The following is a 22,727-nucleotide window of genomic DNA, read 5'->3' as shown; positions in this document are numbered from 1 at the left end:
CACCATTTCCCAGCGGTAGAAAGCACCTTGGTGGCAGTCTGCTCAGCAGCAGATACGGAAAGTGTTAAGCAACAGGCAGGCAGCCGGAGGTGCACGTCCCGTGGCGTCCAATGTCAATCCCACCGTCAGGCGGCGCCGGCTGGGCCAGGAGCTGCGCAGGCTCCGCGAGCTCAAAGGCATGACGGCCGAGGAGGTGGCCGAGCGACTGCTCGTGTCGCAGTCGAAGATCAGCCGGCTGGAGAACGGCCGCAGAAGCATCAGTCAGCGCGATGTGCGTGACCTGTGCGGGGTGTACGAGGTCGAGGATCAGCGGATCGTCGACTCGCTGATGGAGATGGCGCGGGACTCGCGGCAGCAGGGGTGGTGGCACACCTTCGGGGACATCCCGTACAGCGTCTACATCGGGCTGGAGACCGACGCCGAGTCGCTCAGGGTGTACGAACCCCAACTGGTGACCGGTCTGTTGCAGACCCGCGCCTACGCGGAGGCTCTGGTGCAGGGCGCGCTGCCGGAGACGTCGACCGCCGAGATCGAGAAGCGGGTCCAGGTGCGCATGCGCCGACAGGAACGTATCACCGCCGAGAACAACCCGCTCCGGCTCTGGGTCGTGCTCGACGAGGCGGCGCTGCGCCGGGTCGTCGGCAGCAAGCTGGTGATGCGCGAGCAGCTGGAGCATCTGATCGAGATGTCCCAGCTGCCGCACGTCACCGTCCAGGTGCTGCCGTTCGAGGTGGGCGCGCATCCGGGGCTCAACGGGCAGTACGCGATCCTGGAGTTCACCGACGCGGCCGACTCCAGTGTGGTGTACCTGGAGGGCGTGACCAGCGACCTCTACCTGGAGAAGGCCCAGGACGTGCAGAGGTACGCCGTGATGTACGAACATCTGCGGGCGCAGTCCCTCAATGTGGAGCAATCCCGACAGTACATTGCGAAGGTGGCCAAGCAGTACGCCGAATGAGCCGCTGTCACGGAGGGCGCCGGATCGTACACCGTCGGTCGGCTTCCATGGAAGGCCCGCTGGAATATGCCATCCGGTTGAGTGAACGACTACTCCAGCAGTGGCAGTTGCCCGGTAGCGTCGATCACGCCAATCCGACGACAAGGTTGGCGTGAACCGCACTACCGCAACTCGCAACAGGAGTGGACATGGCACTGATTCAGGGCGCTTCGGAGACGTGGATGAAGTCCTCCTATTCCGCGGGCAACGGCGCCTGCGTCGAGGTCAAGTCGCCCACCGACGCCGCCGAGCTCGCCGTCCGTGACTCCAAGGTCCTAGAGGGCCCGATCCTGGCGTTCCCCGCCGACGCGTGGAACACCTTCGTGGCCTCGGTCAAGGCCTAGGGGGCCCTCCCTGACCTTCGTCAGTAACGCCTCCACGAGCAAAACAACTTCACAAGCACCACCAGAAGAGCCCTCTCGACCAGTCGCCGTCCTTGCCGAGAGGGCTCGGTCACGCCCGGCGGCGCCGGCCGGTCACCGCACCGGGAACGCCACGTCGCACACGAGGTCGGCGGGCCCCGCGGCGTCCCAGTCCGCGAAGTAGATCTCCCGGCAGGGGCCCGCCATCTCCAGCCCCTGGCCCGCCATCCACTGCTCCACCGCCTCGAAGGCGGCCAGGATCTGCGGGTTGGCCACCTGGGCCTTGGTGATGCGTGTGTAGGCCAGCCGGGCCGCCGGCTCCGCCCGTACCGTCGTCTTCCAGGTCCGTCCCCGGGCGGCGGCCCACTCCCGTGCCGCTGCCTCGTCGGCCACCGGTACGCACGACTCGGCCGGGCCGTCGCTCTCCATCGACACCTCGGAGTGGTAGACGACGAACGGCGCCCCGGTCATACCGCCGCACTCCCGCGCCGCCTCCTCCAGCCGCCCGAACGACGCGCCGATCCACGTCGGCAGCTCGTCGGCCAGGGTGTGCCGCGACTCGGTGATCACCACCTGTGCCGGTACGTCCACGGTCTCGATCACGAACTTCTCGTACATCTCGGAGCTCCTCCCCGACAGCCGTCCACGGAGGTACTCGGCGAGCGTCCGCTGCCCGGCCACCCGGGACTCCACGTCCGCCCAGTAGGCGGCGAGCCGGCCGGCGGCCTCGGCACCCTCGGCGCCGAGCACCTCGGCGATCCGGGCCAGCGGCATGTCCAGCTGCCGCAGCAGCGCGACCAGTCGCGCACGCTCGACCTGGTCGGCGCGGTAGTAGCGGTAGCCGGTCGCCTCGTCGACCTGGGCGGGGGCCAGCAGGCCGAGCCGGTCGTACAGGCGCAGCGCCTTGGCCGACAGCCGGGCCCGCGCGGCGAACGCGCCGATGGTCAGCAGGCCGTCGGTGAGCGGGTCGTCGTCCACTGGGTCATCCTCCGTCACCGGGCGGATCCTCGCCGCCCGGTGGCAGGGACGTTCGGCCCTGCCCCAGGGGCAAGGTCAAGCCGGGTCAGCCGAGCTGGGCCTCGATGGCCGTCACGACCGCGTCCGCCTCCGGCTCGGTCTGCGGCGAGAAGCGGGCGACGACCTGGCCGTCCCGGCCGATCAGGAACTTCTCGAAGTTCCAGCGGATGTCGCCGCTGTGGCCCTCCGCGTCCGCGAAGCCGACGAGCCGCTCGTACAGCGGGTGCCTCCCCTCGCCGTTCACCTCGACCTTCTCGGTGAGCGGGAAGGTCACGCCGTAGGTCGCCGAGCAGAACTCCGCGATCTCCTCGGCGGTGCCGGGCTCCTGCCCGAGGAACTGGTTGCAGGGCACACCGAGCACGGTGAAGCCGCGGTCGGCGTAGCGCTCCTGCAGCTTCTCCAGGCCCGTGTACTGCGGGGTGAGGCCGCACTTGGAGGCCACGTTGACGATGAGGACCGCCTTGCCGGCGAACTGGGCGAGGTTGGCGGGGCCGCCCTGGAGGGCGCCGATTTCGACGTTCAGTACGTTGGTCATGGGCTGGATGCTATGCGCTCCACGGAGAGGGCTGTCATGGCCGTCGGCGGCTGCGGCTCCGTTCCTGTTCCGATGCCTCTGTCAGTGCGTCCCCCGCCGCCGTCCGCACGTACAGCACCGAGCGGCCCGCCCTCCGCCGCTCCACCAGCCCCGCCTCCCGGAGCACCCTCAGATGGCGCCCCACCGAGCCCAGCCCCTGCCCGGTCACCGCCGTCAGCTGGGTGGTGCTCATGGGGGAGGCGAGCAGGAGCAGGACCTCGGCGCGGGCCGCCCCCAGGAGTGCGCCCAGGGCGGACCGGACGGCTCGGCCGGCCGGGTGGGCGAGGACGCCGACGCACGGGTAGACCGCTGCGTACCGTACGCCGTCGTCCCAGGCCACCCAGCCCGCCCGCTGGACGGTCACCGGCACCAGGACCAGCTCGGCACCGGAGATCTCACGGGGCGGGTACTCGTGGAGGTTGATCTGAAGGCGGTTCTCGCCGAGCCAGCGGGTGCGGCCGGGGCGTATCGCGTCGAGGACGCTCGCCCAACCGCCTGTGCTCACCTGCGCGGTCCGCGCGAGCACGTCCGCCTCCAGCACCCGTCGGCGCCGGTCCCAGGACGGCCGTACGGTCGCCTCCCACACCCATTCCAGGAGTACGGCGGCCCGCTCGGGCAGGTCGTCGCGGTCCAGGGCGGCGGGGAGCGGGCCGGCGAGCGCGAGGCGCAGATGGGCGCGGGCCGCGTCCGGCGCCGTCGAGCGGACCCGGGCGACCTCGTCCGCGAACGTCTCGTCGCCGCGGGGTGCCGGAGTCAGGAAGTCGGCGATCCACTCCCGGCCGAGCCCCGCCCGCACCAGCCGCGCCGTCACCGGATCGGCCGCCAGCCGCGCCCGGTAGGCGGGCAGATGCGCGCGCAGCCACGCGTGCTCACCGGGATGAGCGGCGTCCGCCGTGTGCAGCAGCTTCAGACAGGCGAAGGTCTCGGAGAGCGGCGAGACGACGAACCGGCTGTGGGCGAGCGTGTCCGCGTTGAGCTGCCACAGGCCCACCTTCGCACCCCCCTCATGGCCGTACGACCTTTCGCGCTGTGGCGAAACAATAACGAGCCCGTCCGTGACCCGCCGAGACTCCCGGCATGCCCAGCTACCGATCCCTGTTCCGCACCCCGGAGTTCACCCCGCTGTTTCTCGGCTCGGCCGCGCAGACCGCCGCGCAGACCGTCGCCGGGCTGGCCCTGGCCACGCTCGTGTACCGGGCCACCGGCTCGCCGCTGCTGTCGGCGGTGAGCATGTTCGGCCCGTCGCTCGCCCAGGTGCTGGGCGCGACCTTCCTGCTGTCCGGCGCCGACCGGCTGCCCCCGCGTACGGCGCTGTGCGTGATCGCGCTGGCCTTCGCGTCCGGTACGGCGGTGCAGGCGGTGCCCGGTCTGCCGGTCGGCGCGGTCCTCGGCGTCGTCCTGGCGCTGGGTCTCGTGGCCTCCCTGGGCGGCGGGGTCCGCTGGGGCCTGCTGAACGAGATCCTCGCCAAGGACGGCTACCTGCCGGGGCGTTCGCTGTTCAACATGATGAGCGGGCTGATGCAGATCGCCGGTTTCGCCGCCGGCGGCGCCCTGCTCGAAACCCTCTCCCCGCGTGTCTGCCTGCTGCTGTCGGCGGCGCTGTACCTGCTGGCCGCGCTCGCCCTGCGCCTCGGCCTGACCGCACGCCCGCCCCGGAACGAGGGCCGCCCCTCCGCGTCGGCCACCTGGCGCACCAACGCCCTGCTGTGGTCGTCCCGTCCGCGCCGCCTCACCTACCTGGGCCTGTGGCTGCCCAACGGCCTGGTCGTCGGCTGCGAGTCGCTGTACGTGTCGTACGCGCCGCACGCCGCCGGCACGCTGTTCGCCTGCGGGGCGTTCGGGATGTTCGCCGGGGACGTGACGGTCGGACGGCTGCTGCCGCCCGGCGTACGGCGCCGGCTGGCCACCCCGCTGCTGCTCCTGCTGGGGACGCCGTACCTGGTCTTCTTGGCGCGTCCGCCGCTGCCGGTCGCGGCGGTGTGCGTGACGGTCGCCTCCGTGGGGTTCGGTGCGAGTCTGGTCCAGCAGGAGCGGCTGATGGAGCTGACGCCGGGCGAACTCGCCGGTCAGGCCCTCGGCTTGCACTCGGCGGGGATGCTGACCCTGCAGGGGCTGAGCGCGGTGCTGGCCGGGGCGGTGGCGCAGGTCACCTCGCCCGCCGCGGGGATGACGGTGATGGCGGCGGGCTCGGTGTGCGTCACGCTGGCGCTGGCTACGGCCGGGCGTCGCTCTGCGGAGCCGGAGCCGGTGCCGGAGCCTGCCGAGGCACGTTGAGGTCGGCGTCGATCTTCTGGACGGCCCGGTCGAAGTAGCGGAGAAGTTCGACCGGGAAGGGCATGACGAGGGTCGAGTTCTTCTCGGCCGCCACCTCGACGACGGTCTGGAGCAGACGCAGCTGCATGGCCTCGGGGGTGTCGGACATGATCCTGGAGGCGTTGGCGAGCTGCTGGGCCGCCTGGAACTCGCCGTCGGCGGTGATGACCCGGGCCCGCCGCTCCCGCTCGGCCTCGGCCTGACGGGACATGGACCGCTTCAGCGACTCCGGCAGCTGGACGTCCTTGATCTCGACGCGGTCGATGTGGACGCCCCAGCCGGCGGCCGGGCTGTCGATCATCAGGGCCAGTCCCTCGTGCAGCCGCTCCCGGTCGGAGAGCAGGTCGTCGAGGTCGCTCTTGCCGATGATGGAGCGCAGCGAGGACTGGGCGACCTGGCCGACGGCGAAGACGTAGTCCTGGACCTCGATGGCCGCGCGGACCGGGTCGGTCACCCGGAAGTAGACGACGGCGTCGACCTTCACGGACACGTTGTCCCTGGTGATGCCCTCCTGGGTGGGCACGGGCATGGTGACGACCTGCACGTTCACCTTGCGCATCCGGTCGGCGAAGGGGATGAGGAAGGTGATTCCGGGCTGGCGGTGGCTCGGCAGTGCCTTGCCCCACCGGAACACCACCCCGCGCTCCACCTGGTTGACGATCCGCATCCCGCTCTTCAGCACGAGCAGCAGGAGCAGTCCTACGACGACCACTGCGACGACGGTGCCTTCCATGGCACTCCCATCTCCGACGCTTTTCTTCGTCCGGTACAGGACAACCGGGAGGACACCGCGGCGGGGCCCGGCGGATGCGGCCGGCGCGTCAGGGAAGCGTAAAGAAACTCGGCCTGCGGCTGACCGGGCCTCCAGCGGGCCTGGAGCGGGAGCGGGCAGCGTGGGGGCAGTCGGGCCGCCGCAGCCGGATGGCCCTTGTCACCGAGGGGAGACGCCGTGTCCCAGGCGGTCAGGAATACGTACGCGCAGGTCTCCGGGGAGGTCTACGCCGAGGTCCGGACGTTCTACGCATGGCAGATGCGCCGGGTCGACGCGCTGGACATCGAGGGGTTCGCCGCCACGTTCACCGAGGACGGACAGGTCGTGCACGCGGGCGGGGCCGTGCAGCGCGGGCGCGAGGAGATGCTCGCGGGGATGCGGGCCGCGCTGCCGCGCTACCGCGACATCGCGGTACGGCACTGGTTCGACCACGTGCTGATCGAGCCGGACCCGGTCGACGAGGACACCCTGCACGTGTCGTACTACTCGCTCGTCACCCGGACAGATCGCGAGGGCAACGTCGCCTTCGAGCCGACCTTCACCGTCGAGGACGAGCTGGTGCGCCGCGACGGCGTCCTCTACACCCGGCGCCGGGTGATCCACCGCGACACCCCGGTGGAGCCGCCGGTGCACGCCGGCTGAGCCCGGGAGGACAGCGCACGGGGGATGTGCCGGACGTCGACGACCGTCCGGCACATCCCCCGCGCGCGTTCAGGCGTGACAGGCGGGCGGGCCGCCGAGGAAGGCGACCATCTCCTTGAAGGACGCCACGACGTCGAGCCGGGCGCCCGGGGCCAGGCCCTGCTGTTCGGCGTAGGCGCGGTGCAGATTGCCCACCAGACGCTCGGCGTCGACCAGAGCGGCGAACTCGCCGAGGTCGGCGCGCCGCGCGGCCTGGAGCGGGGTCAGGCCGTCGCGCAGACCGTCCGCGGCCAGGCGGCCGAGCAGCCGTAGATACGCCTCGGTGAAGTCCAGCAACTCCGGTCCGCCGACCGGTCCGTGGCCCGGGACCACGGTGCGCGGACCCAGCGCGCGCAGCCGCTGCAGAGCCCGCAGCGAACCGGTGACCGAGCCCATCAGGACATAGGGGGTGACACCCGACCACACGACGTCGCCGGTGAACAGCACCGCCCGCTCGGGGACCCACACGACCACGTCGTTCGCGGTGTGTGCGGGGCCCACATGGAGCAGCTCGGCCTGCGGGCCGCCCGTGTGCAGCGTCAGCGTGTCCTCGAAGGTCAGCGACGGCAGGGTGAGCGGTGTCTCGCCCCACTCCACCTGCGGCCACAGCCCGCGCAGGTGCAGCCCCGCCTCCGCGCTGTCCGCCCGGGTGCCCGCATGGGCGACGACCCGCGCCCGGGGCGTGAACTGGCCGTTGCCGAAGGTGTGGTCGCCGTGGAAGTGGGTGTTGACCACGAAGTCCACCCCGCCGGGCACGATCCGCTCGACGACCTCGCGCAGCCGCCGGGTACGAGCCTCGGTGGCCGCCGTGTCCACGAGCACCGCACAGTCCTCGCCGACCACCAGACCCGCGTTGTTCACGCACCATCCGCCGCCGGGCTGCACATACGCGTACACCCCCTCCGCCACCTGCTCCAGCGACGGTGGCGCCTGGACCGGAGCGCTCATGCCGCCCTGCCCCGGTCCGCCACGGCCGGTGCGGCAGCGGCGAGGTGCGCGTACGCGCCGCGGTGGAAGACGAGCGGCTGCGCCTCGCCGGGCCGGTTGTGCACGGCCACGACCCGGCCCACGAGCAGGACGTGGTCGCCGGCCTCGTGCTCGTCGTACAGCTCGCACTCGAAGTACGCCTCGGCCGAGGGGATCACGGCGTGGCCGAGCCGTCCCTCGACCGCGTCGAGGCGCGCCATCGCGGCCGACCCCGCCGGGCGGTCGGGGCGGCAGAACTCCTGGGCCAGGTCGCGCTGCGGCTCGCTGAGCACGTTCACGGCGAAGCCCCCGCCGCGCACGATCCTCGGGCGCATCCGGCCGTCCGCCTTGACCGAGACCAGCAGCAGCATCGGATCGAGGGACACCGAGGTCAGACTGTTGAGGGTCATGACGATCGTGTCGTCGCCGCTGCCCTGCGTGAGCAGGGTGACCCCGGTGGGGAAGCGGCCCATCGCGGCCCGGAAGGCGGCGACGTCGGTGGTGGGTTCGGCGAGCAGCGTGCCACCGGTGTCGGTCATCGTTCAGGCTCCGTCTCTCATAGCGGGATCGGCGACGATCGGGGGGATCAGTAGTTGCCCAGACCGCCGCAGACGTTGAGCGCCTGGGCGGTGATGGAGGCGGCGGTGTCCGAGGCGAGATAGCCGACCAGGCCGGCCACCTCCTCGGGCGTGGAGTAACGGCCCAGCGGGATCTTCGCGTTGAACCTGTCGAGCATGTCCTGCTCGCTCACGCCGTAGTGGTCGGCGTAGCCCTGCCGGACCCGCTGTGCCATCGGGGTCTCGACATAGCCGGGGCACACCGCGTTCACCGTGATGCCGGTCTTCGCCAGCTCCTTGCCCACGGCCTTGGTGAAGCCGACGACACCGTGCTTGGAGGCGGAGTAGGGCGCGGCCAGTTCGACGCCCTGTTTGCCACCGGTGGAGGCGATGTTGATGATGCGGCCCCAGTCGCCGTCCCGCATCCGCCCGGTGCTCAGCACCTCTCGGGTCACCCGGAACGTGCCGTTGAGGTTGGTGTCGATCACGTCGAGCCACAGGGCGTCCGGCAGCTCGGCGGTGACGCCGCCGCCACCCCGGCCCGCGTTGTTGACGAGGATGTCGATCCGCCCGTACGCGGCCACCGCCGCCTCCACGGCGGCCTTCACCTGCTCGCTGGAAGTGACGTCGCAGACCGCGCCGGTGACCTCCAGGCCCTCCGCGCGCAGCCGCTTCACCACCGCGGTGACGCTTTCCCCGGCACGCGCCACCCCGAACACCGCCGCCCCCTGCCGGGCCAGCAGTTCGGTCACGGCCAGCCCGATCCCGCTGGTCGCGCCGGTGACGAAGGCAACCCGTCGTCCCGCTTCTGTCATCGTGCTCTCCAAGAGGTCGTGGGGCCCGGAACGGCACGACGGTGACCGGGGGTCCTAGGACGCGGCTCGCCTTTTGCAGGAGCGGGCGCGGAGAACTGCGCGACGAGCCACGACGGCGCAGCGGGCGCCGGACGACACCACGCGGCACCCCCTACCGCGGCCCTACCGGCGGTCCGGCCCCCATCAAGCCCCGCACGCCAGCGTGACCCAACCTGTGCAGACGCCGTACAAGGAGGGGCCCGTGCCCGAACAGACGCAGACCATCCCCGACGTACGCAAGTCGGTGACCGTGGCGGCCACTCCCGCCGAGTGTTTCAGGGTGTTCACCGAGCGGCCGGCGGACTGGTGGCCGCCCTCCCACGTGCTGGTCGAGAAGGAGCGGGCCGGGCTCGCCTTCGACCCGGGTGTCGGCGGCCGCTACTACGAGTGGGACGTGACCGGGACCGAGATCGCCTGGGGCCGGGTCCTGGAGTGGGAGCCGGGCCGCAGGCTCGTCATGACCTGGCGCATCGACGGCAACTGGCAGTCCGTCCCGGACGACGAGCGGGCCAGCGAGATCGAGGTCGACTTCGAACCCGTCGACGCCACGCACACCAAGGTGTCGCTCGCACACGTCAAGCTCCACAAGCACGGCGAGGGCGCCGAGCGGATCTTCCGCGCCCTGGACGGCCCCAGCCCGGGGGAGACCCTGGAGCGTTTCGCGCAGGCCGTCGCGCGCGGCGTCTGACCCGTCTCGTCACGACAGGAGGCCACAGGGATGGGACACGACTGCGACAACGCAACAGGACTGCTGCCCGCCGCCGACAAGCTGCGGCTGCTCGCGGCCGAGCACGCCCCCGAGGCGGACCGGCAGCGCGCGCTCGCCCCGGCGGTCACCGAGGCGCTGACCGCGGCCGGCTTCGCCCGGCACTTCGTGGCCGGGCGGTGGGGCGGCAGCGAGGGCACCTTCGGTGAGCTGACCCGCGCGGTCCTCACCGTCGGCGAGGGCTGTGCGGCCACCGCGTGGTGCGCGTCGCTGGCCGCGTACTCGGCGCGGTTCGCCGCCCACCTGCCCGCCGAGGGGCACCGGGCGCTGTGGGGCGAGAGCCCGGACACGGTCGTCGCCACGGGGCTCATGCCGGCCGGACGGGCCCGGCCGGCCGACGGCGGCTGGCGGCTCGCGGGCCGCTGGGCGTACGTCAGCGGGATCGACTTCGCCGACTGGGCGCTGCTGTGCGCGGCGGTGGCCCGGCCGGACGGCGACGGGCCGGCCGAGCTGCGGTTCTTCGCGCTGCCCCGGGACGCGTTCGGCGTCGAGCGGACGTGGGACAGCGTGGGTATGCGGGCCACCGGCAGCCACACGGTCGTCGTGGACGACGTCCTCGTACCGGATCATCTGTCGTTCGCCCGCGCCGACATGCTCGGCGGGCGCAACGCCACGTCCGAGGTGCCCGCCCACAACGTGCCGTTCCAGGCCGTCGGCGGGCTGACCTTCATCGCACCCGTGGTGGGTGCCGCCGCCGGCGCACTGCAGGCGGCGGCCGGGCTGCTGACCGGACGCAAGCGCACCGTCACCGCCGAGACCAGGCTGGTACGGGCCTCCGGGCGCATCGACGCGGCCCGGCACCTCGTCGAGCAGAACGCCGACGTCCTGGACACGCGCGCCTTCACGCCCGAGCTGATGGCCCGCAACGAGCGCAACGCCACCTTCTCGGCCGAACTCCTCCAGGAGGCCCTGGAGTTGCTGGTCCGCGCCACCGGCACCGGCGGCCTCGGCGAGATGCACGCCCTGCAGCGGACATGGCGGGACGTCACCTCGGCCACCAGCCATGTCGCCCTGCAGTACGACACCGCGGCCCGCAGGAACTACTCCACGGTGCTGCTCGGCCCCGCCGACGCCTGAGCATGACCGGCGCCGAACGGCTCCAGTTCCAGCCGACTTGGTCTCCATCACCGGTTCCTACGGTGGTGGAGACCTTGGCGGCTACAGCGAAGGAGTCACGGTGACTGCCCTTCAGGAATCCGATGTGTACCCCCTGCCCGGTTCGTCGTACCGGGGACCGGCGCCGCGCTACGCGGAGCTGCGCCAGACCCGGCCCGTGGTCAAGGTGCGCACCGCGGGCGGGGTGGACGCCTGGCTGGTGACCCGCTACCAGGACGTGCGGGAGCTGTCCGCCGATCCCCGGCTGAGCCGGGCGATGGCCTGCGGCGAGGGCGCCCCCAGGATCGGCGGCACCATGCACACCACCCCCGAGATGATCATCTCGCTCGACTCGCCCGAGCACTCCCGGCTGCGCAAGCTGGTGGCCGGCGCGTTCACGATGCGCCGGATCGAGCGCATGCGGGACAACGTGCAGAAGGTCTGCGACGAGCTGCTGGACGGCATCCAGGCCCGCGGGGGCACGGCCGATCTGGTGCAGGAGTTCGCGGTGCCGCTGCCGCTGACCGTCATCGGTGAACTGCTCGGCGTACCCGCCGGTGACCTGCGCACCTTCGAGAAGTGGGCCCGTGCCTTCGCCACCGTCGACGAGCGGGCCGGCGGCAAGGAGTCCCTCGACGGGCTCGCCAAGCTCAGCGAGTACATCGTCGGCCTGATCGCCGAGAAGCGGGCCGACCCCACCGACGACATGCTCTCCGAGCTGATCGCCGCCCGCGACAACGACGACCGGCTCAGCGAGCAGGAGCTGGTCACCTTCGGCTTCACACTCATCGGCGCGGGCTTCGACACCACCGCCAACCAGCTCGCCAACTCCGTGCTCGCGCTGCTGGTCGACGCCCGCGACAAGTGGGACTGGCTGCGCGCGGACCACTCGCGGATCCCGGTCGCCGTCGAGGAACTCCTGCGGCACGTCAACCTGTTCGCCACCGACACCTCCGGGTTCCCGCGGATCGCGGCCGAGGACATCGAGGTCGGCGGCGTGACCATTCGCAAGGGCGACGCGGTGCTGCTCTCGCTGGCCTCCGCCAACCGGGACGAGACCGTCTTCACCGACCCGGACCGGCTCGACCTGGCCCGTGACCACAACCCGCACATCTCCTTCGGCCACGGCCTGCACTACTGCCTGGGCAAGCACCTGGGCCGCATGGAGCTGGTGATCGCCATCGAAGGTCTGGTGTCCCGCTTCCCCGATCTGCGTCTTGCCGTACCGGAGTCCGAACTGCCGTGGCACGTCGGCGAGATCAACCACACGCTGACCAGTCTGCCGGTGGTGTGGGGCTGACTCCTGCGCGTGCGAGAGCCGGTCCCGGACCCCCTGTGAGGGCTCCGGGACCGGCTCTTCGCCTGTCATGAGTGCGCCGGGACCGGTGCGGCCGTCCGGGTGGCAAAGGACTTGAGGTCGAAGTCCGGGACGCGCGCCTGCGCGGGAGAGGGGCCGGTGCCCGACGCCAGCAGGCGGCGTGCGATGCCGTGGTCGGCGGGCCTGCCCACCGACTCGACGCCGACGAGCGCACCCTCGCGGTAACAGAGCACGGAGAACCGGCCCTCGTCGGGATCGCCGACGGTGACCGTCTCGTCGTGGTGCGCGGTCAGCCCGGCCAGCTGCAGGCGCAGTGCGCACTGCTCCGACCAGAACCAGGGGACCGCGGTGTACGGGGCGGGGGCGCCGCAGATCGCGGTGGCCACGCACCGGGCCTGGTCGGACGCGTTCTGCACCGACTCCAGGCGGATGTGGCGCCCTTGGCGGGCGCTGCGGAAACGGGCACAGTCACCGATGGCGTACACGGACCGGTCGTTCGTGCGCAGCCACTGGTCGACGATGACACCGTCCCCGACGAGGAGTCCGGCGTCGGCGGCGAGTTCACTGCGCGGCAGCACGCCGATGCCGACGACCACCAGGTCGGCGGGCAGGCGTGTGCCGTCGTTCAGCCGGACGACCTCCACCTGGCCGGCGGCGGAGCCGTGCAGGGAGGCGACCTCGCTGCCGGTGAGCAGACGCACGCCCTGCTGCCGGTGCCGGCCGGCCAGCCACCGCGACAGCTGCGGGGTCAGGGCACGGGCGAGCACTCGGGACTGCGCCTCGACCACCGTCACCTCGTGGCCCAGTTTCCTGGCGGTGGTGGCGAGTTCGAGACCCACGAAGCCGGCACCGACCACGACGACCTGGCGTGGCGGACCGGCGAGCAGCGCGCGCAGCGCCTCCGCGTCCGCGAGCGTGCGCAGGGTCAGGACGCCGCCCAGGTCCGCGCCGGGCACGGGCAGGGTGCGCGGCCGGGCGCCCGTGGCGAGGACGAGCCGGTCGTAGCCGAGGCTGCCGCCCGAGGCCAGCTCGACGCGGGCGCGGAACACATCGATGCGGTGCGCACGGTCACCGGTGACCAGCTCGATGTCCTGCGCCTCGAAGAACGACTCCGGGCGCGGCACCAGGTCGGCGTGGCCGACGGCGCCGGTGAGGAAGCCCTTGGACAGCGGAGGGCGCTGGTAGGGCAGCGCGGGTTCCTCACCGACCAGGGTGATCCGGCCGTCGTAGCCCTGGGCGCGCAGCGCGGCCGCCGTGTCCGGGCCGCCCTGTCCCGCGCCGACGACGACGACGTGGCGGGCGGCCATCAGCTCTGCGCCTCGGGCAGGTGCACCATGAGTCCGTCGAGGTCGTCGGTGACGGGCAGCTGGCAGCTCAGGCGGCTGTTCTCGCGGCGCGGGCAGGCCGTGCCGTACAGCACGTCGTCCTCCACCTCGTCCATCGGCGGCAGCGGCACCGTGGACGACTCGTCGATGTAGACGTGGCAGGTGCCGCACTGTGCGGAGCCGCCGCACTGGGCCTCGATGCCGTCGATGTTGTTGAGCTTCGCGCCGCGCATGACCGTGTTGGGCGCCTGGACGTCGACGACGGTGGTGGTGCCGTTGGGATGCCGGTAGGTGATCTTGGCCATGGCGCTCTCCTCGGGGAATGTCGTCCGGCCCGCGTACGGACCAGGACTGTGGCCACCGCGTCTTGAGGAGCCCTTGAGCGCCCCTCAGGCGGACACCCGCGCGGGGGCAGCCCGGGGCGGGGTGCGGCTCCTCGGGACGGCACCGCTCCAGGACGCCACCATCGGCAGTCGATCGCGCGCGGCGAGCGTGCTGTCATGACCGCTTCGACCGTGCAGAGCGCCGCATCGCACGCCGCCGCCCCCCGGCGGCGGCTCGCCCTGATCCTCGCCGCCTGCTGCCTGGGCCAGTTCATGAACGTGCTCGACGCGTCCGTGGTCAACGTGGCCCTGCCGGTCATCGCCGAGGAGCTGCGTTTCGACCGGCACGACCTGCACCTGGTCAACAACGCCTACACCGTCGTCGTCTGCGGCTTCCTGCTGCTCGGCGGGCGGCTCGCCGACCTGTTCGGGCAGCGCCGGGTGTTTCTCGCCGGGATCGGCCTGTTCAGCCTCGCCAGCGCGGTCGGCGGCGCGGCCGGCGGGCCCGTGACGCTGATCCTGGCCCGCGCCTTCCAGGGGCTCGGCGCCGCGGTCATGGCGCCCGCGACGCTGACCGTGCTCGGCACCACCTTCACCGGACCCGAGGCACGCGCCAGGGCGTTCGGCTGGTGGAGCGGGGTGTCCGGGGCGGCCGGCGCGATCGGTGTGCTGGCCGGCGGGGTGATCACCGAGTGGCTGTCGTGGCGGTGGATCCTGCTGGTCAACGTGCCCATCGGGATCGTCCTGTTCGCGACGGTCTGCTGGGTCGTGCCGCAGGGGGCGTCCCGCCGCGCCGACCGCCCCGGCCTGGACGTGCCCGGCGCGGTCACCGTCACGCTCGGCCTGATGGCGGTGGTGCACGCGGTCGCCGATGCGCCCGCCCACGGCTGGGCCTCGGCGCGGGTGCTGGCCCCGCTGCTCGGCGGCGGCGCGCTGCTCGCCCTGTTCCTGCTGATCCAGGCACGCTTCGCCCGGCATCCGCTGGTGCCGCTCGGCGTGCTGCGCATCCGCTCCGTGGCCGCCGCCAACCTGGTCGCCCTGTTCGGCATCGCGGCCCTGTTCAGCACGTTCTACTTCTTCACCCTGCTGCTGCAGCAGGTCCTCGGCTACAGCCCCGTCCGCACCGGCCTGAGCTATCTGCCGCTGTCGGCGGGCATCGCGCTCGGCGGCTGGGGAGTCTCCTCGCTGGTGCCGCGCATCGGACCGCGCCCCGTGCTGCTGTGCGGCCTGACGACGGGCTGCCTGGGGCTGCTGTGGCTGGCGCAGGCGGGCGTGGGCGCCGGCTTCGTGACGGACCTGCTCGGGCCGCTGCTGCTGCTCGGCTTCGGCATGGGCGGCGTCCTCAACGCCACGACCAACGCCGCGACCGCAGGTCTGCCCGTCCACCAGGCGGGCCTCGGCTCCGGCCTGCTCAACACCACCCGCCAACTCGGCAGCGCCCTGGGCCTGGTGACCCTCGCGGCCCTCTCCTCCCACCGCATCGACACGCTGGCGGGCGGCGCGGGCACGGCCTCCCCGCGGCAACTGGCCGCCGGCTACGGCCTCGCCCTGACCGGCGCGGCCGCGTTCGCGGCGGCCGGCCTCCTCGCCGCGCTCGCGGTGCCGGGCCGGGCCGGGGGCGATGCGGGGCAGCCGCAGCGAAGCACCCGGTCCGGGAGGGATCCAGGGCCTCTCAAGCCGGTGAGGCGAGGCTGACCTCCTGACGAGAACGGAGGTTCGCGGTGCTCACCGACTTCTACGCCCAGCGACCGCAGTGGCGGCAGGACCCCGACGACAAGGACCTCGAACACGCGGAGATCGAGGTGCCGCGCGACTACTCCGCCCCGGACGGGGAGCGGCTCACGATCGCCCTCAGCCGCCGCCGGGCCACCGCGCCCGAGCGGCGGCGCGGCATTCTGCTCGGTGTCAACGGCGGACCCGGCGGCGACTGGGGCGCGGGTCGCGCGCTGCCCGACAGGTTCGCGGGAACCCCGCCGCACGAGGTGTACGACCTGATCGGCTTCGACCCGCGCGGCACCGGAGCGTCCACTCCGCTGCACGCCGAAGTGACTGTACCCAGGGCGGAGTTCGACTCCCGGCCGCCCGATGAGCTGTTCCCGCAGCTCGCCGAGGACATGCGGCTGCGCGAGGAGGCCTGCGCCCGCGCGGGCGGCGCGCTGCGGCGCCACATCAGCACTCCGAACACGGCCCGTGACATCGACGTCATCCGCGGAGTGCTCGGCGAGGAGCGCGTCACCTTCGTCGGCTACGCGTACGGCGCCTACGTCGGCGCCGTGTACGGCACCCTCTTCCCCGACCGCCTCGACCGCAGCGTCCTCGACTCCTGCGTGCACCCCGACTGGACCTGGCGCGAGCAGTTCCTGTGGCAGGGCGACGCGGTGCTCGGCAACGTCACACGGTGGGCCGAGTGGACGGCGGAACGCCACCGGCACTTCGGGCTCGGCGACAGCACGGAGCGGGTGTTCGCCTCCGTGGAGGACGTCGTCGTACACCTCGACGGCCTCGGCGGGGGGCCGCGGCTGCGTACGCTCTTCGACGGCGCGGTCGGCAACCGCGCCGCGGACCGCGGCCGGTGGGCCGAACTCGGCACGCTCGTCGGCCGGCTGGGCAAGGCCGCCACGGCGGGCGATGCGGCCGCCTGCCGGGACCTGCTGCAGGAACAGGGCACCTGGCGGCCCGCCGACAGCGAGGGCTCGCTGCGCATCGGCGTCCTGGAGGCCATCACCCTGGAACACGAGTGGCCCGCCGACCTGGACGTCTACTACCAGGACATGCGGGAGTTCCGGAAGCGGTTCCCGTACGGCTACGGCGTGCTGCGCGCCCAGCCCTGGGTCGGCGCCTTCCGTACCTTCGAACCCGCCGAGCCGCCCGTCGTGCCGGTCCGCGACGGCTACCCGGTGGGCCTGGTCGTCCAGGCCGACGGCGACCCGATGGACCACTACGCGGGCGGCGTCGCCATGGCCGAACGCCTCGGCCACCACCTGCTGACCGTCGAGGACTCCGGCGAGCACGAGGTGTACGTCCTCGGCGACAACCCGTACGTCGACACGATCGTCCACCGCTACCTCGTCGACGGCGAGCTGCCGGCGCCGCGCGCCACCTGCCCGGGGCGCACGCCACGGCCCGAGATCGCGGCGGACGTCAACGACTGACGCCGCACGGACGCGCGGGGGCCCGGTACCGATCGGTTCGGTACCGGGCCCGGGTGTGTACGGGAAGGGCGTCACCGGGAAGGGCGTCACCATACGACGGGCAGCTCCCACAGGCCGTAGATCACGGCGCCTTCCTTGCGCGGGATCTCCAGGAACGGCTTGGCCAGCTTCAGGGTGGGGACGCGCTGGAACAGCTTGCTCCACACGATCTGCAGCTCCAGGCGGGCCAGGTCGGCGCCGATGCAGTGGTGCACACCGTGCCCGAAGCCGAGGTGCTTGCGGCTGCCGCGGGTGATGTCGAGCTTCTGCGGCTCGGGGAAGACCTCCGGATCGCGGTTGGCGGCCAGGCCCAGGCACAGGATGCCGTCGCCCTTGCGGATGACCTGGCCGCCGATCTCGATGTCCGCCAGGGCGACGCGCGGCACGGCCGTGTCGCCGATCGTCGCGTACCGCACCAGCTCCTCGACGGCCGGCTTCACCAACGACGGGTCGTCCAGGAGGAGCCGCAGCTGGTCGGGGTGTTCCAGGAGGGCGGCCGTGCCCAGCGAGATCTGGCTCGCGGTGGTCTCGTGGCCGCCGTTCATCAGCAGCCGCACCATGTTGAACAGGTCGCGGTCCGTGTACTCCTCGCCGGACTCCTCGTAGTCGGCCATCGCCCGGCTGAGCAGATCCTCGCCCGGCTCGCGCCGCTTGAGCTGGATCAGGTCGTTGACGTACGCGTTGACCTCGACGATCGCGGCCTGCCGCTCCTCGGTGGTGCTGTGCCCGCCGAGCAGCGCCGTGCCGTGCTTGATGAAGAAGTCGTGCTGGTCCTGCGGGATGCCGAGCAGTTCGCAGATCACCGTCATCGGCACGGCCAGCGAGAACACCCGGTGGAAGTCGGCCGGCGGCTGCAGCGCGAGCAGCTTGTCGATGTGCTCGTCGACGATCTCCTCGATCCGCGGACGAAGCCGCTGCACCTGCCGGTTGGTGAAGGTCAGCGCCGCCTTGCGCCGCGTCGAGCTGTGCTCCTTGCCGTCGTAGCCGATGAACGACGTCTCCGTGCGGTACTCGGGCGGCGCGACGAAGTAGAAGGGGAAGTTGTCGTGCTTGCGGGAGGCGCTGACCCGGGGGTCCGTGAGCAGCCGCTTGATCGTCTCGTAGCCGGTGACCGTCCATATCCGCAGGCCGGAGCCGGTCAGCGTGACCTGCGAGACGTCCTTGTCGGTCATCTCCCGGTACTCGGCGGGCGGCGTGAACGGGCAGGTGCGCGCGTACGGGAACGTCCTGGCCTCGGCCGGTGCGTCCGCCTCGGTGGCACTGGTGGTCACGATCGGGTCCCTTCGTGCGGAGTGAGTGGGGAAGTGAAGCGGAGCAGGTCTAACGAGCGGTGATGTCCAGGCCGCCGTCCACCGTGATGATCTGGCCGGTGACCAGCGCGTTCGCCGGGTCCGCGAGGCGGATGATCCAGGGGGCGACGTCCTCGGGCTCGCTGACCCGGCCCAGCGGGATGGTGGGCGTCACGCCGGCGAACAGGCCCTCCACCGCCTCGGGACTGAGCCCGTTGGCCGCGTACGCCTCGGTGCGGACGAAGCCGGGGGCGACGGCGTTGACCCGGATGCCGCTCGGCGCCAGTTCGGCGGCCCAGCTGCGGGTGAAGCTGTGCAGGGCGGCCTTGCTCGCCCCGTACACCGAGCCGTCGGGCGTGGGGTTGTGGCCGCCGCGGCTGGAGACCAGGACGATGCCCGCGCCGGGGGAGCGCAGCAGCGGCAGCAGCCGGGCGGTCAGCAGCAGCGGGCCGAGGACGTTGGTCTCCAGGACCTCGCGGGCGGTGCCCGCGTCGAGGGCGGCGAGCGGACTGAACCGGAAGATGCCCGCGTTGTGCACCAGGACGTCCAGGGTGCCGCCGTGCTCGTGCACCGCGTCGGCGACGGCCTCGGCGCCCGAGCCGGTGGTCACGTCGGCCGCCACCGGCACGATCGCCTCGTGCGCGGCGGCGACCTCGGCGAGCCGCTCCTTGCGGCGTCCGGTGACGATCACGGCCTGGGCGCCGTGCTCGGCGAAGGCCAGGGCGGTGGCACGGCCGATGCCGGTGCCGCCTCCCGTGACGACGACGGTGTGCTCCGCGAACGGCTGGTCCGGCATGGTCGGTTCCCTCTCGTGGGTCGGTCCGGGGGGCCCAGTACACCCGGGGGGTCTTGGGCCGTGGTCGAGTCCATGCGGAGGACGGGCCCGAGGACCGGCCGACCAGGGCACGAGCGGAGCAGCGTAGGCATGGGTGAGCGTTTTCCACCGTGGTGACAGGCCGAAGGAGAGTTGATGAGCGCCGACATGCTTCCGGAGATTCCGCAGCGGGCCCGGGAAGTGCGGCTGACCAGGTATCTGGAGGGCGACCTCACGCTCGACCACTTCGACACCGTCGAGGTGGAGGTGGCCGGGCCGGCCCCCGGTGAGGTGCTGGTGCGCACGGACTACCTGCCCCTGGCCGCGGCCTACCAGGACATGATGAAGAGCGACTGTCCGCTGCCGATCCCGCCCTTCCAGGTGGGGCACCGGCTCGGCGGCGGGACGATCGGCACCGTCGTCAGGTCCGCCAGCCCCGACCTGGCGGTGGGTGACCTGGTGCAGTCGATGTCGGGCTGGGGGGAGTACTCCAGCGGCCCGGCGCACACCTACTTCAAGGTCGACCCGAAGCTGTTCCCGAGCCCGGTGTACTACCTCGGGCAGGGCCCCACCGCGTACTACGGCATGGCCGACATCGCCCGCGTCGGCGAGGGCGACGTCGTGTTCGTCTCCGGGGCGGCGGGCGGGGTCGGTTCACTGGCCGGGCAGATCGCCAAGTGCCGCGGCGCCGCACGGGTGATCGGCAGCGCGGGCAGCAAGGAGAAGGTCGCGTACCTGGTGGACGAGCTCGGCTACGACGCCGCCTTCGACTACCACGACGGCCCGGTGATCGACCGGCTGAAGGAGCTGGCGCCCGAGGGCATCACCGTGTTCTTCGACAACGTGGGCGGTGAGCAGTTCGAGGCGGCGATCCAGGCCGCGGCGCCGCACGCCCGGTTCGCGCTGTGCGGGGCGCTGTCCGCGCAGAACGGCAGCCAGGCCTACCCGCGGCTCGACCTGATGACGGCCATCACCCGGCACCTGGAACTGCGGCCCTTCGCCACGTACCACACACCCGAGCAGATCGCGGCGTGGACGCAGCACTTCGCGACGTGGCTGGCCGAGGGGCGGTTCGTGTACCCGCACACCGTGGTCGACGGTGGTCTGGCGGCGGCCCCGCAGGCGCTCCTGGAACTCCTGAAGGGCCGCTACCGGGGCAATGTCGTCGTCGACCTGACGACGGGGTGACCGTCCGGCCACGACAGCACGAAGGCGGGTGCCGGCCTCCTCGGTCCGGTGCCCGCCTTCGTGCCGTGCGCGCCTGTTCCCGCTCAGACGCCCGCCGGAGTGAGCCGGACCGCCGACTCGGCCGCGTCGCGTGCGGACTCCCACCAACCGGTGTTCTCCCGGTACCAGTCGACGACTTCGGCGAGCCCCCGTTCGAAAGGGACGGCCGGGGCGTAGCCCAGCTCCTCGCGGATCTTGGTGTCGTCCAGGGCGTAGCGCAGGTCGTGGCCCTTGCGGTCGGGCACCGTGCGCACCAGACCGGGGTCGGCGCCGCACAGCCGCACCAGGGCGTCGGTCATCTGCCGGTTGGTGCGCTCGTTGCCCTGCCCGATGTTGTAGATCTCTCCGGCCCGCCCCCGGGTGAGCACGAGGTGCACGGCCCGGCAGTGGTCGGCGACGTGCAACCACTCCCGTACGTTGCCGCCGTCCCCGTACAGGGGCACCGGCCGGCCGCGCAGCAGACGCGTGACGAACCGCGGGATGAGCTTCTCCGGGTGCTGGTAGGGGCCGTAGTTGTTGGAGCAGCGGGTGATCGACACGTCGAGGCGGTGGCTGCGCCAGTACGAGCGGGCGACGAGATCGGCGGCGGCCTTCGACGCGGCGTAGGGGGAGTTGGGCAGCAGCGGCCACTCCTCGGTCCAGGCGCCCTCGGCGATCGAGCCGTAGACCTCGTCGGTGGAGATGTGCACCACGCGCTGCACCCGGGAGGCCACACAGGCGTCGAGGAGGGTCTGGGTGCCGCCGACGTTCGTGCGGACGAACGGACTCGCGTCGGCCAGGGACCTGTCGACGTGGGACTCGGCCGCGAAGTGCACCACCGCGTCGTGGCCGGGCAGCAGGTCGAGCAGCAGCGCACGATCGCAGACGTCGCCCGCCACGAAGTGCAGCCGGGGATGGTCCGCCGGCAGGTTCGCCCGGTTGCCCGCGTAGGTGAGCTTGTCGAGGACCGTCACGTCGGCGTGTTCGTACCCGGGAAAGCCGCCGCTCAGGAGCGTACGGACGTAATGCGAACCGATGAATCCGGCGCCGCCGGTCACGAACAGCCTCATCGGGGGCTCCCGGCCGGGAGCGGTGGGTTCGTCATGGCTGGTCCTCGCAGGTTCTGGTGGATGTCGAGGGCGGCGGTGGACTTGTTGAGGGTGATGTAGTGCAGGCCGGGGGCGCCTTCGGCCAGCAGGCGGTCGGCCATGGCGGTGGCGTGTTCCACGCCGATGCGGTGGCCGGCGGCCGGGTTGTCGCGGGCGGCTTCCAGGCGGTGCGCCAGCTCCTCGGGGAAGGCCGCGCCGGACAGTTCGGCGAAGCGCCGTATCTGGCGTACGTCGGTGGCGGGCATGATCTCCGGGATGATCGGTATGTCACAGCCCGCCGCGGCCACCCGGTCCCGCAGCCGCAGATAGTCCTCCACGTGGAAGAACATCTGGGTGATGGCGTAGTCGGCGCCCGCCCGGCACTTGGCGACGAAGTACCGGATGTCGCTGTCCCAGTCCGGGGAGCGCGGGTGCCGTTCGGGGAAGGCCGCCACTCCGATGGTGAAGTCGCCCAGCGACCGTACGAGTTCGACGAGTTCACGGGCGTGGGTGAATCCCTGCGGGTGCGGCGTCCAGGGGCCGTTGGGGTCGCCGGGCGGGTCGCCCCGCAGGGCCAGGACGTCCCGGATGCCCGCATCGGCGTACCGGCCGACGATGTGCCGCAGTTCGGCGGCCGAGTGGCCGACGGCGGTGAGGTGGGCGACGGGGCGCAGGGTGGTCTCCGCCGCGATGCGCCGGGTGACGGCGATGGTCCGGTCCCGGGAGGAGCCGCCCGCGCCGTAGGTGACGGACACGAAGTCGGGGCGCAGCGACTCCACCCGGCGGATCACCTCCCACAGGGCACGTTCGCCCTTCTCGGTCTTCGGCGGGAAGAACTCGAAGGAGAAGGTGGTCATGTCCGTCCTCCCGCGTTGAAGTAGCTCGCCTCCGGGTGGTGGACGACGATGGCGTCGGTGGACTGTTCGGGGTGGAGCTGGAACTCCTCGGACAGGTGGACGCCGATACGTTCGGGCCGGAGCAGGCCGGCGATCTTGGCGCGGTCCTCCAGGTCGGGGCAGGCCGGGTAGCCCAGTGAGTAGCGGCAGCCCTGGTACTCGGTGCGGAACATGCCCTCCATGGCGTCCGGGTCGCTGTCCGCGATGCCGAGCTGGGCGCGGACCCGTGCGTGCCAGTACTCGGCGAGCGCCTCGGCCAACTGCACGGACAGGCCGTGCAGTTCGAGGTAGTCACGGTAGGAGTTGGCTTCGAAGAGCTTCGC

The 22,727-nt window shown here is 72.1% G+C and carries 24 protein-coding genes; 10 read left to right on the top strand and 14 right to left on the bottom strand.

All coding sequences use genetic code 11. The features are described from left to right. The first annotated feature begins 100 nt into the window (after positions 1 to 100). Together ACIGXP_RS37275 and ACIGXP_RS37270 are read left to right on the top strand one after the other, a co-directional pair. Complete coding sequence (locus ACIGXP_RS37275; RefSeq protein WP_363215232.1) at positions 101 to 958, top strand: helix-turn-helix transcriptional regulator; 858 nt, start codon at positions 101 to 103, stop codon at positions 956 to 958. A 188-nt stretch (positions 959 to 1,146) separates the two neighbouring features. Beyond that, a complete protein-coding gene (locus tag ACIGXP_RS37270; protein WP_363215233.1) occupies positions 1,147 to 1,341 on the top strand; it encodes a DUF397 domain-containing protein in 195 nt (64 codons plus the stop codon). Between the two features lie 132 nt (positions 1,342 to 1,473). Here the strand turns inward: ACIGXP_RS37270 and ACIGXP_RS37265 are convergent, their stop codons facing one another. The 3 genes from ACIGXP_RS37265 to ACIGXP_RS37255 all read right to left on the bottom strand — a co-directional run bounded on the left by ACIGXP_RS37265 (position 1,474) and on the right by ACIGXP_RS37255 (position 3,941). Further along, positions 1,474 to 2,355, bottom strand: a complete 882-nt coding sequence (locus tag ACIGXP_RS37265) for a MerR family transcriptional regulator (protein WP_399776062.1) — start codon at positions 2,353 to 2,355, stop codon at positions 1,474 to 1,476. A gap of 67 nt (positions 2,356 to 2,422) precedes the next feature. Beyond that, entirely contained in the window at positions 2,423 to 2,911 is a 489-nt protein-coding gene (locus tag ACIGXP_RS37260) for a glutathione peroxidase (protein ID WP_363215235.1), read from the bottom strand. A 34-nt stretch (positions 2,912 to 2,945) separates the two neighbouring features. Continuing rightward, positions 2,946 to 3,941 (bottom strand): ArsR family transcriptional regulator, encoded by a 996-nt coding sequence (locus ACIGXP_RS37255; protein WP_399776059.1) that lies wholly within the window; start codon positions 3,939 to 3,941, stop codon positions 2,946 to 2,948. An 86-nt stretch (positions 3,942 to 4,027) separates the two neighbouring features. On the opposite strand from ACIGXP_RS37255, the gene ACIGXP_RS37250 reads away from it, so the two are divergent. Beyond that, positions 4,028 to 5,224 (top strand): MFS transporter, encoded by a 1,197-nt coding sequence (locus ACIGXP_RS37250; RefSeq protein ID WP_399776057.1) that lies wholly within the window; start codon positions 4,028 to 4,030, stop codon positions 5,222 to 5,224. Here ACIGXP_RS37250 and ACIGXP_RS37245 read toward each other — a convergent pair. Continuing rightward, on the bottom strand, positions 5,163 to 5,996 hold the full coding sequence (locus ACIGXP_RS37245) for a slipin family protein (RefSeq protein WP_399776055.1): 834 nt from the start codon (positions 5,994 to 5,996) through the stop codon (positions 5,163 to 5,165). The genes ACIGXP_RS37250 and ACIGXP_RS37245 overlap by 62 nt on opposite strands. Before the next feature lie 216 nt (positions 5,997 to 6,212). Here ACIGXP_RS37245 and ACIGXP_RS37240 point away from each other — a divergent pair, with 216 nt between their 5' ends. Next, positions 6,213 to 6,677 carry a nuclear transport factor 2 family protein gene (locus ACIGXP_RS37240; protein ID WP_363215239.1) on the top strand — a complete coding sequence of 155 codons (465 nt, stop codon included), beginning with the start codon at positions 6,213 to 6,215 and terminating at the stop codon, positions 6,675 to 6,677. 69 nt (positions 6,678 to 6,746) lie between these two features. On the opposite strand, the gene ACIGXP_RS37235 is transcribed toward ACIGXP_RS37240, so the two are convergent. The 3 genes from ACIGXP_RS37235 to ACIGXP_RS37225 are packed head-to-tail and all read right to left on the bottom strand — an operon-like array spanning position 6,747 to position 9,054. After that, a complete protein-coding gene (locus tag ACIGXP_RS37235) occupies positions 6,747 to 7,664 on the bottom strand; it encodes an MBL fold metallo-hydrolase (protein WP_399776053.1) in 918 nt (305 codons plus the stop codon). Then, entirely contained in the window at positions 7,661 to 8,221 is a 561-nt protein-coding gene (locus ACIGXP_RS37230; RefSeq protein WP_363215241.1) for a flavin reductase family protein, read from the bottom strand. The genes ACIGXP_RS37235 and ACIGXP_RS37230 overlap by 4 nt, the downstream gene beginning before the upstream one ends. Before the next feature lie 47 nt (positions 8,222 to 8,268). Further along, complete coding sequence (locus ACIGXP_RS37225) at positions 8,269 to 9,054, bottom strand: SDR family NAD(P)-dependent oxidoreductase (RefSeq protein ID WP_399776051.1); 786 nt, start codon at positions 9,052 to 9,054, stop codon at positions 8,269 to 8,271. 241 nt (positions 9,055 to 9,295) lie between these two features. Here ACIGXP_RS37225 and ACIGXP_RS37220 point away from each other — a divergent pair, with 241 nt between their 5' ends. From ACIGXP_RS37220 to ACIGXP_RS37210, 3 genes are all read left to right on the top strand, one after another. Beyond that, positions 9,296 to 9,781, top strand: coding sequence for an SRPBCC family protein (locus tag ACIGXP_RS37220; protein ID WP_363215243.1), 486 nt, complete (start codon positions 9,296 to 9,298; stop codon positions 9,779 to 9,781). Positions 9,782 to 9,811: 30 nt separating this feature from the next. Beyond that, on the top strand, positions 9,812 to 10,936 hold the full coding sequence (locus ACIGXP_RS37215; RefSeq protein ID WP_399776048.1) for a hydrolase: 1,125 nt from the start codon (positions 9,812 to 9,814) through the stop codon (positions 10,934 to 10,936). A 100-nt stretch (positions 10,937 to 11,036) separates the two neighbouring features. Next, complete coding sequence (locus tag ACIGXP_RS37210; protein WP_363215245.1) at positions 11,037 to 12,254, top strand: cytochrome P450; 1,218 nt, start codon at positions 11,037 to 11,039, stop codon at positions 12,252 to 12,254. A 65-nt stretch (positions 12,255 to 12,319) separates the two neighbouring features. Here ACIGXP_RS37210 and ACIGXP_RS37205 read toward each other — a convergent pair whose 3' ends face one another. Beyond that, positions 12,320 to 13,579, bottom strand: coding sequence for an NAD(P)/FAD-dependent oxidoreductase (locus ACIGXP_RS37205; protein ID WP_399776046.1), 1,260 nt, complete (start codon positions 13,577 to 13,579; stop codon positions 12,320 to 12,322). After that, a complete protein-coding gene (locus ACIGXP_RS37200; protein WP_399776044.1) occupies positions 13,579 to 13,902 on the bottom strand; it encodes a 2Fe-2S iron-sulfur cluster-binding protein in 324 nt (107 codons plus the stop codon). Before ACIGXP_RS37200 ends, ACIGXP_RS37205 begins: the two co-directional genes overlap by 1 nt. A 195-nt stretch (positions 13,903 to 14,097) precedes the next feature. Here ACIGXP_RS37200 and ACIGXP_RS37195 point away from each other — a divergent pair, with 195 nt between their 5' ends. Together ACIGXP_RS37195 and ACIGXP_RS37190 are read left to right on the top strand one after the other, a co-directional pair. Then, on the top strand, positions 14,098 to 15,615 hold the full coding sequence (locus ACIGXP_RS37195) for an MFS transporter (RefSeq protein ID WP_399776043.1): 1,518 nt from the start codon (positions 14,098 to 14,100) through the stop codon (positions 15,613 to 15,615). Between the two features lie 26 nt (positions 15,616 to 15,641). After that, positions 15,642 to 17,072, top strand: a complete 1,431-nt coding sequence (locus tag ACIGXP_RS37190) for an alpha/beta hydrolase (RefSeq protein WP_363215250.1) — start codon at positions 15,642 to 15,644, stop codon at positions 17,070 to 17,072. Positions 17,073 to 17,158: 86 nt separating this feature from the next. On the opposite strand, the gene ACIGXP_RS37185 is transcribed toward ACIGXP_RS37190, so the two are convergent. After that, on the bottom strand, positions 17,159 to 18,382 hold the full coding sequence (locus ACIGXP_RS37185; protein ID WP_363215251.1) for a cytochrome P450: 1,224 nt from the start codon (positions 18,380 to 18,382) through the stop codon (positions 17,159 to 17,161). A 49-nt stretch (positions 18,383 to 18,431) separates the two neighbouring features. Further along, positions 18,432 to 19,196: an SDR family NAD(P)-dependent oxidoreductase gene (locus ACIGXP_RS37180; protein ID WP_399776041.1), complete on the bottom strand. Its 765-nt coding sequence runs from the start codon at positions 19,194 to 19,196 to the stop codon at positions 18,432 to 18,434. Between the two features lie 174 nt (positions 19,197 to 19,370). Here ACIGXP_RS37180 and ACIGXP_RS37175 point away from each other — a divergent pair, with 174 nt between their 5' ends. Further along, positions 19,371 to 20,402 carry a zinc-binding dehydrogenase gene (locus ACIGXP_RS37175; protein ID WP_399776040.1) on the top strand — a complete coding sequence of 344 codons (1,032 nt, stop codon included), beginning with the start codon at positions 19,371 to 19,373 and terminating at the stop codon, positions 20,400 to 20,402. A gap of 83 nt (positions 20,403 to 20,485) precedes the next feature. Here ACIGXP_RS37175 and rfbB read toward each other — a convergent pair whose 3' ends face one another. From rfbB to ACIGXP_RS37160, 3 genes are all read right to left on the bottom strand, one after another. Next, positions 20,486 to 21,490, bottom strand: a complete 1,005-nt coding sequence (gene rfbB, locus ACIGXP_RS37170) for a dTDP-glucose 4,6-dehydratase (protein ID WP_399776039.1) — start codon at positions 21,488 to 21,490, stop codon at positions 20,486 to 20,488. Continuing rightward, on the bottom strand, positions 21,487 to 22,365 hold the full coding sequence (gene metF, locus ACIGXP_RS37165) for a methylenetetrahydrofolate reductase [NAD(P)H] (RefSeq protein WP_399776038.1): 879 nt from the start codon (positions 22,363 to 22,365) through the stop codon (positions 21,487 to 21,489). The genes rfbB and metF overlap by 4 nt, the downstream gene beginning before the upstream one ends. Then, the coding region (locus tag ACIGXP_RS37160; RefSeq protein ID WP_399776036.1) for a vitamin B12 dependent-methionine synthase activation domain-containing protein at positions 22,362 to 22,727 on the bottom strand (366 nt) is incomplete at its 5' end. The genes ACIGXP_RS37160 and metF, both read right to left, overlap by 4 nt.

The organism is Streptomyces sp. NPDC053069, assembly GCF_044546895.1.
Lineage (GTDB): Bacteria > Actinomycetota > Actinomycetes > Streptomycetales > Streptomycetaceae > Streptomyces.
This window is presented reverse-complemented; position numbering and strand designations above follow the sequence as displayed.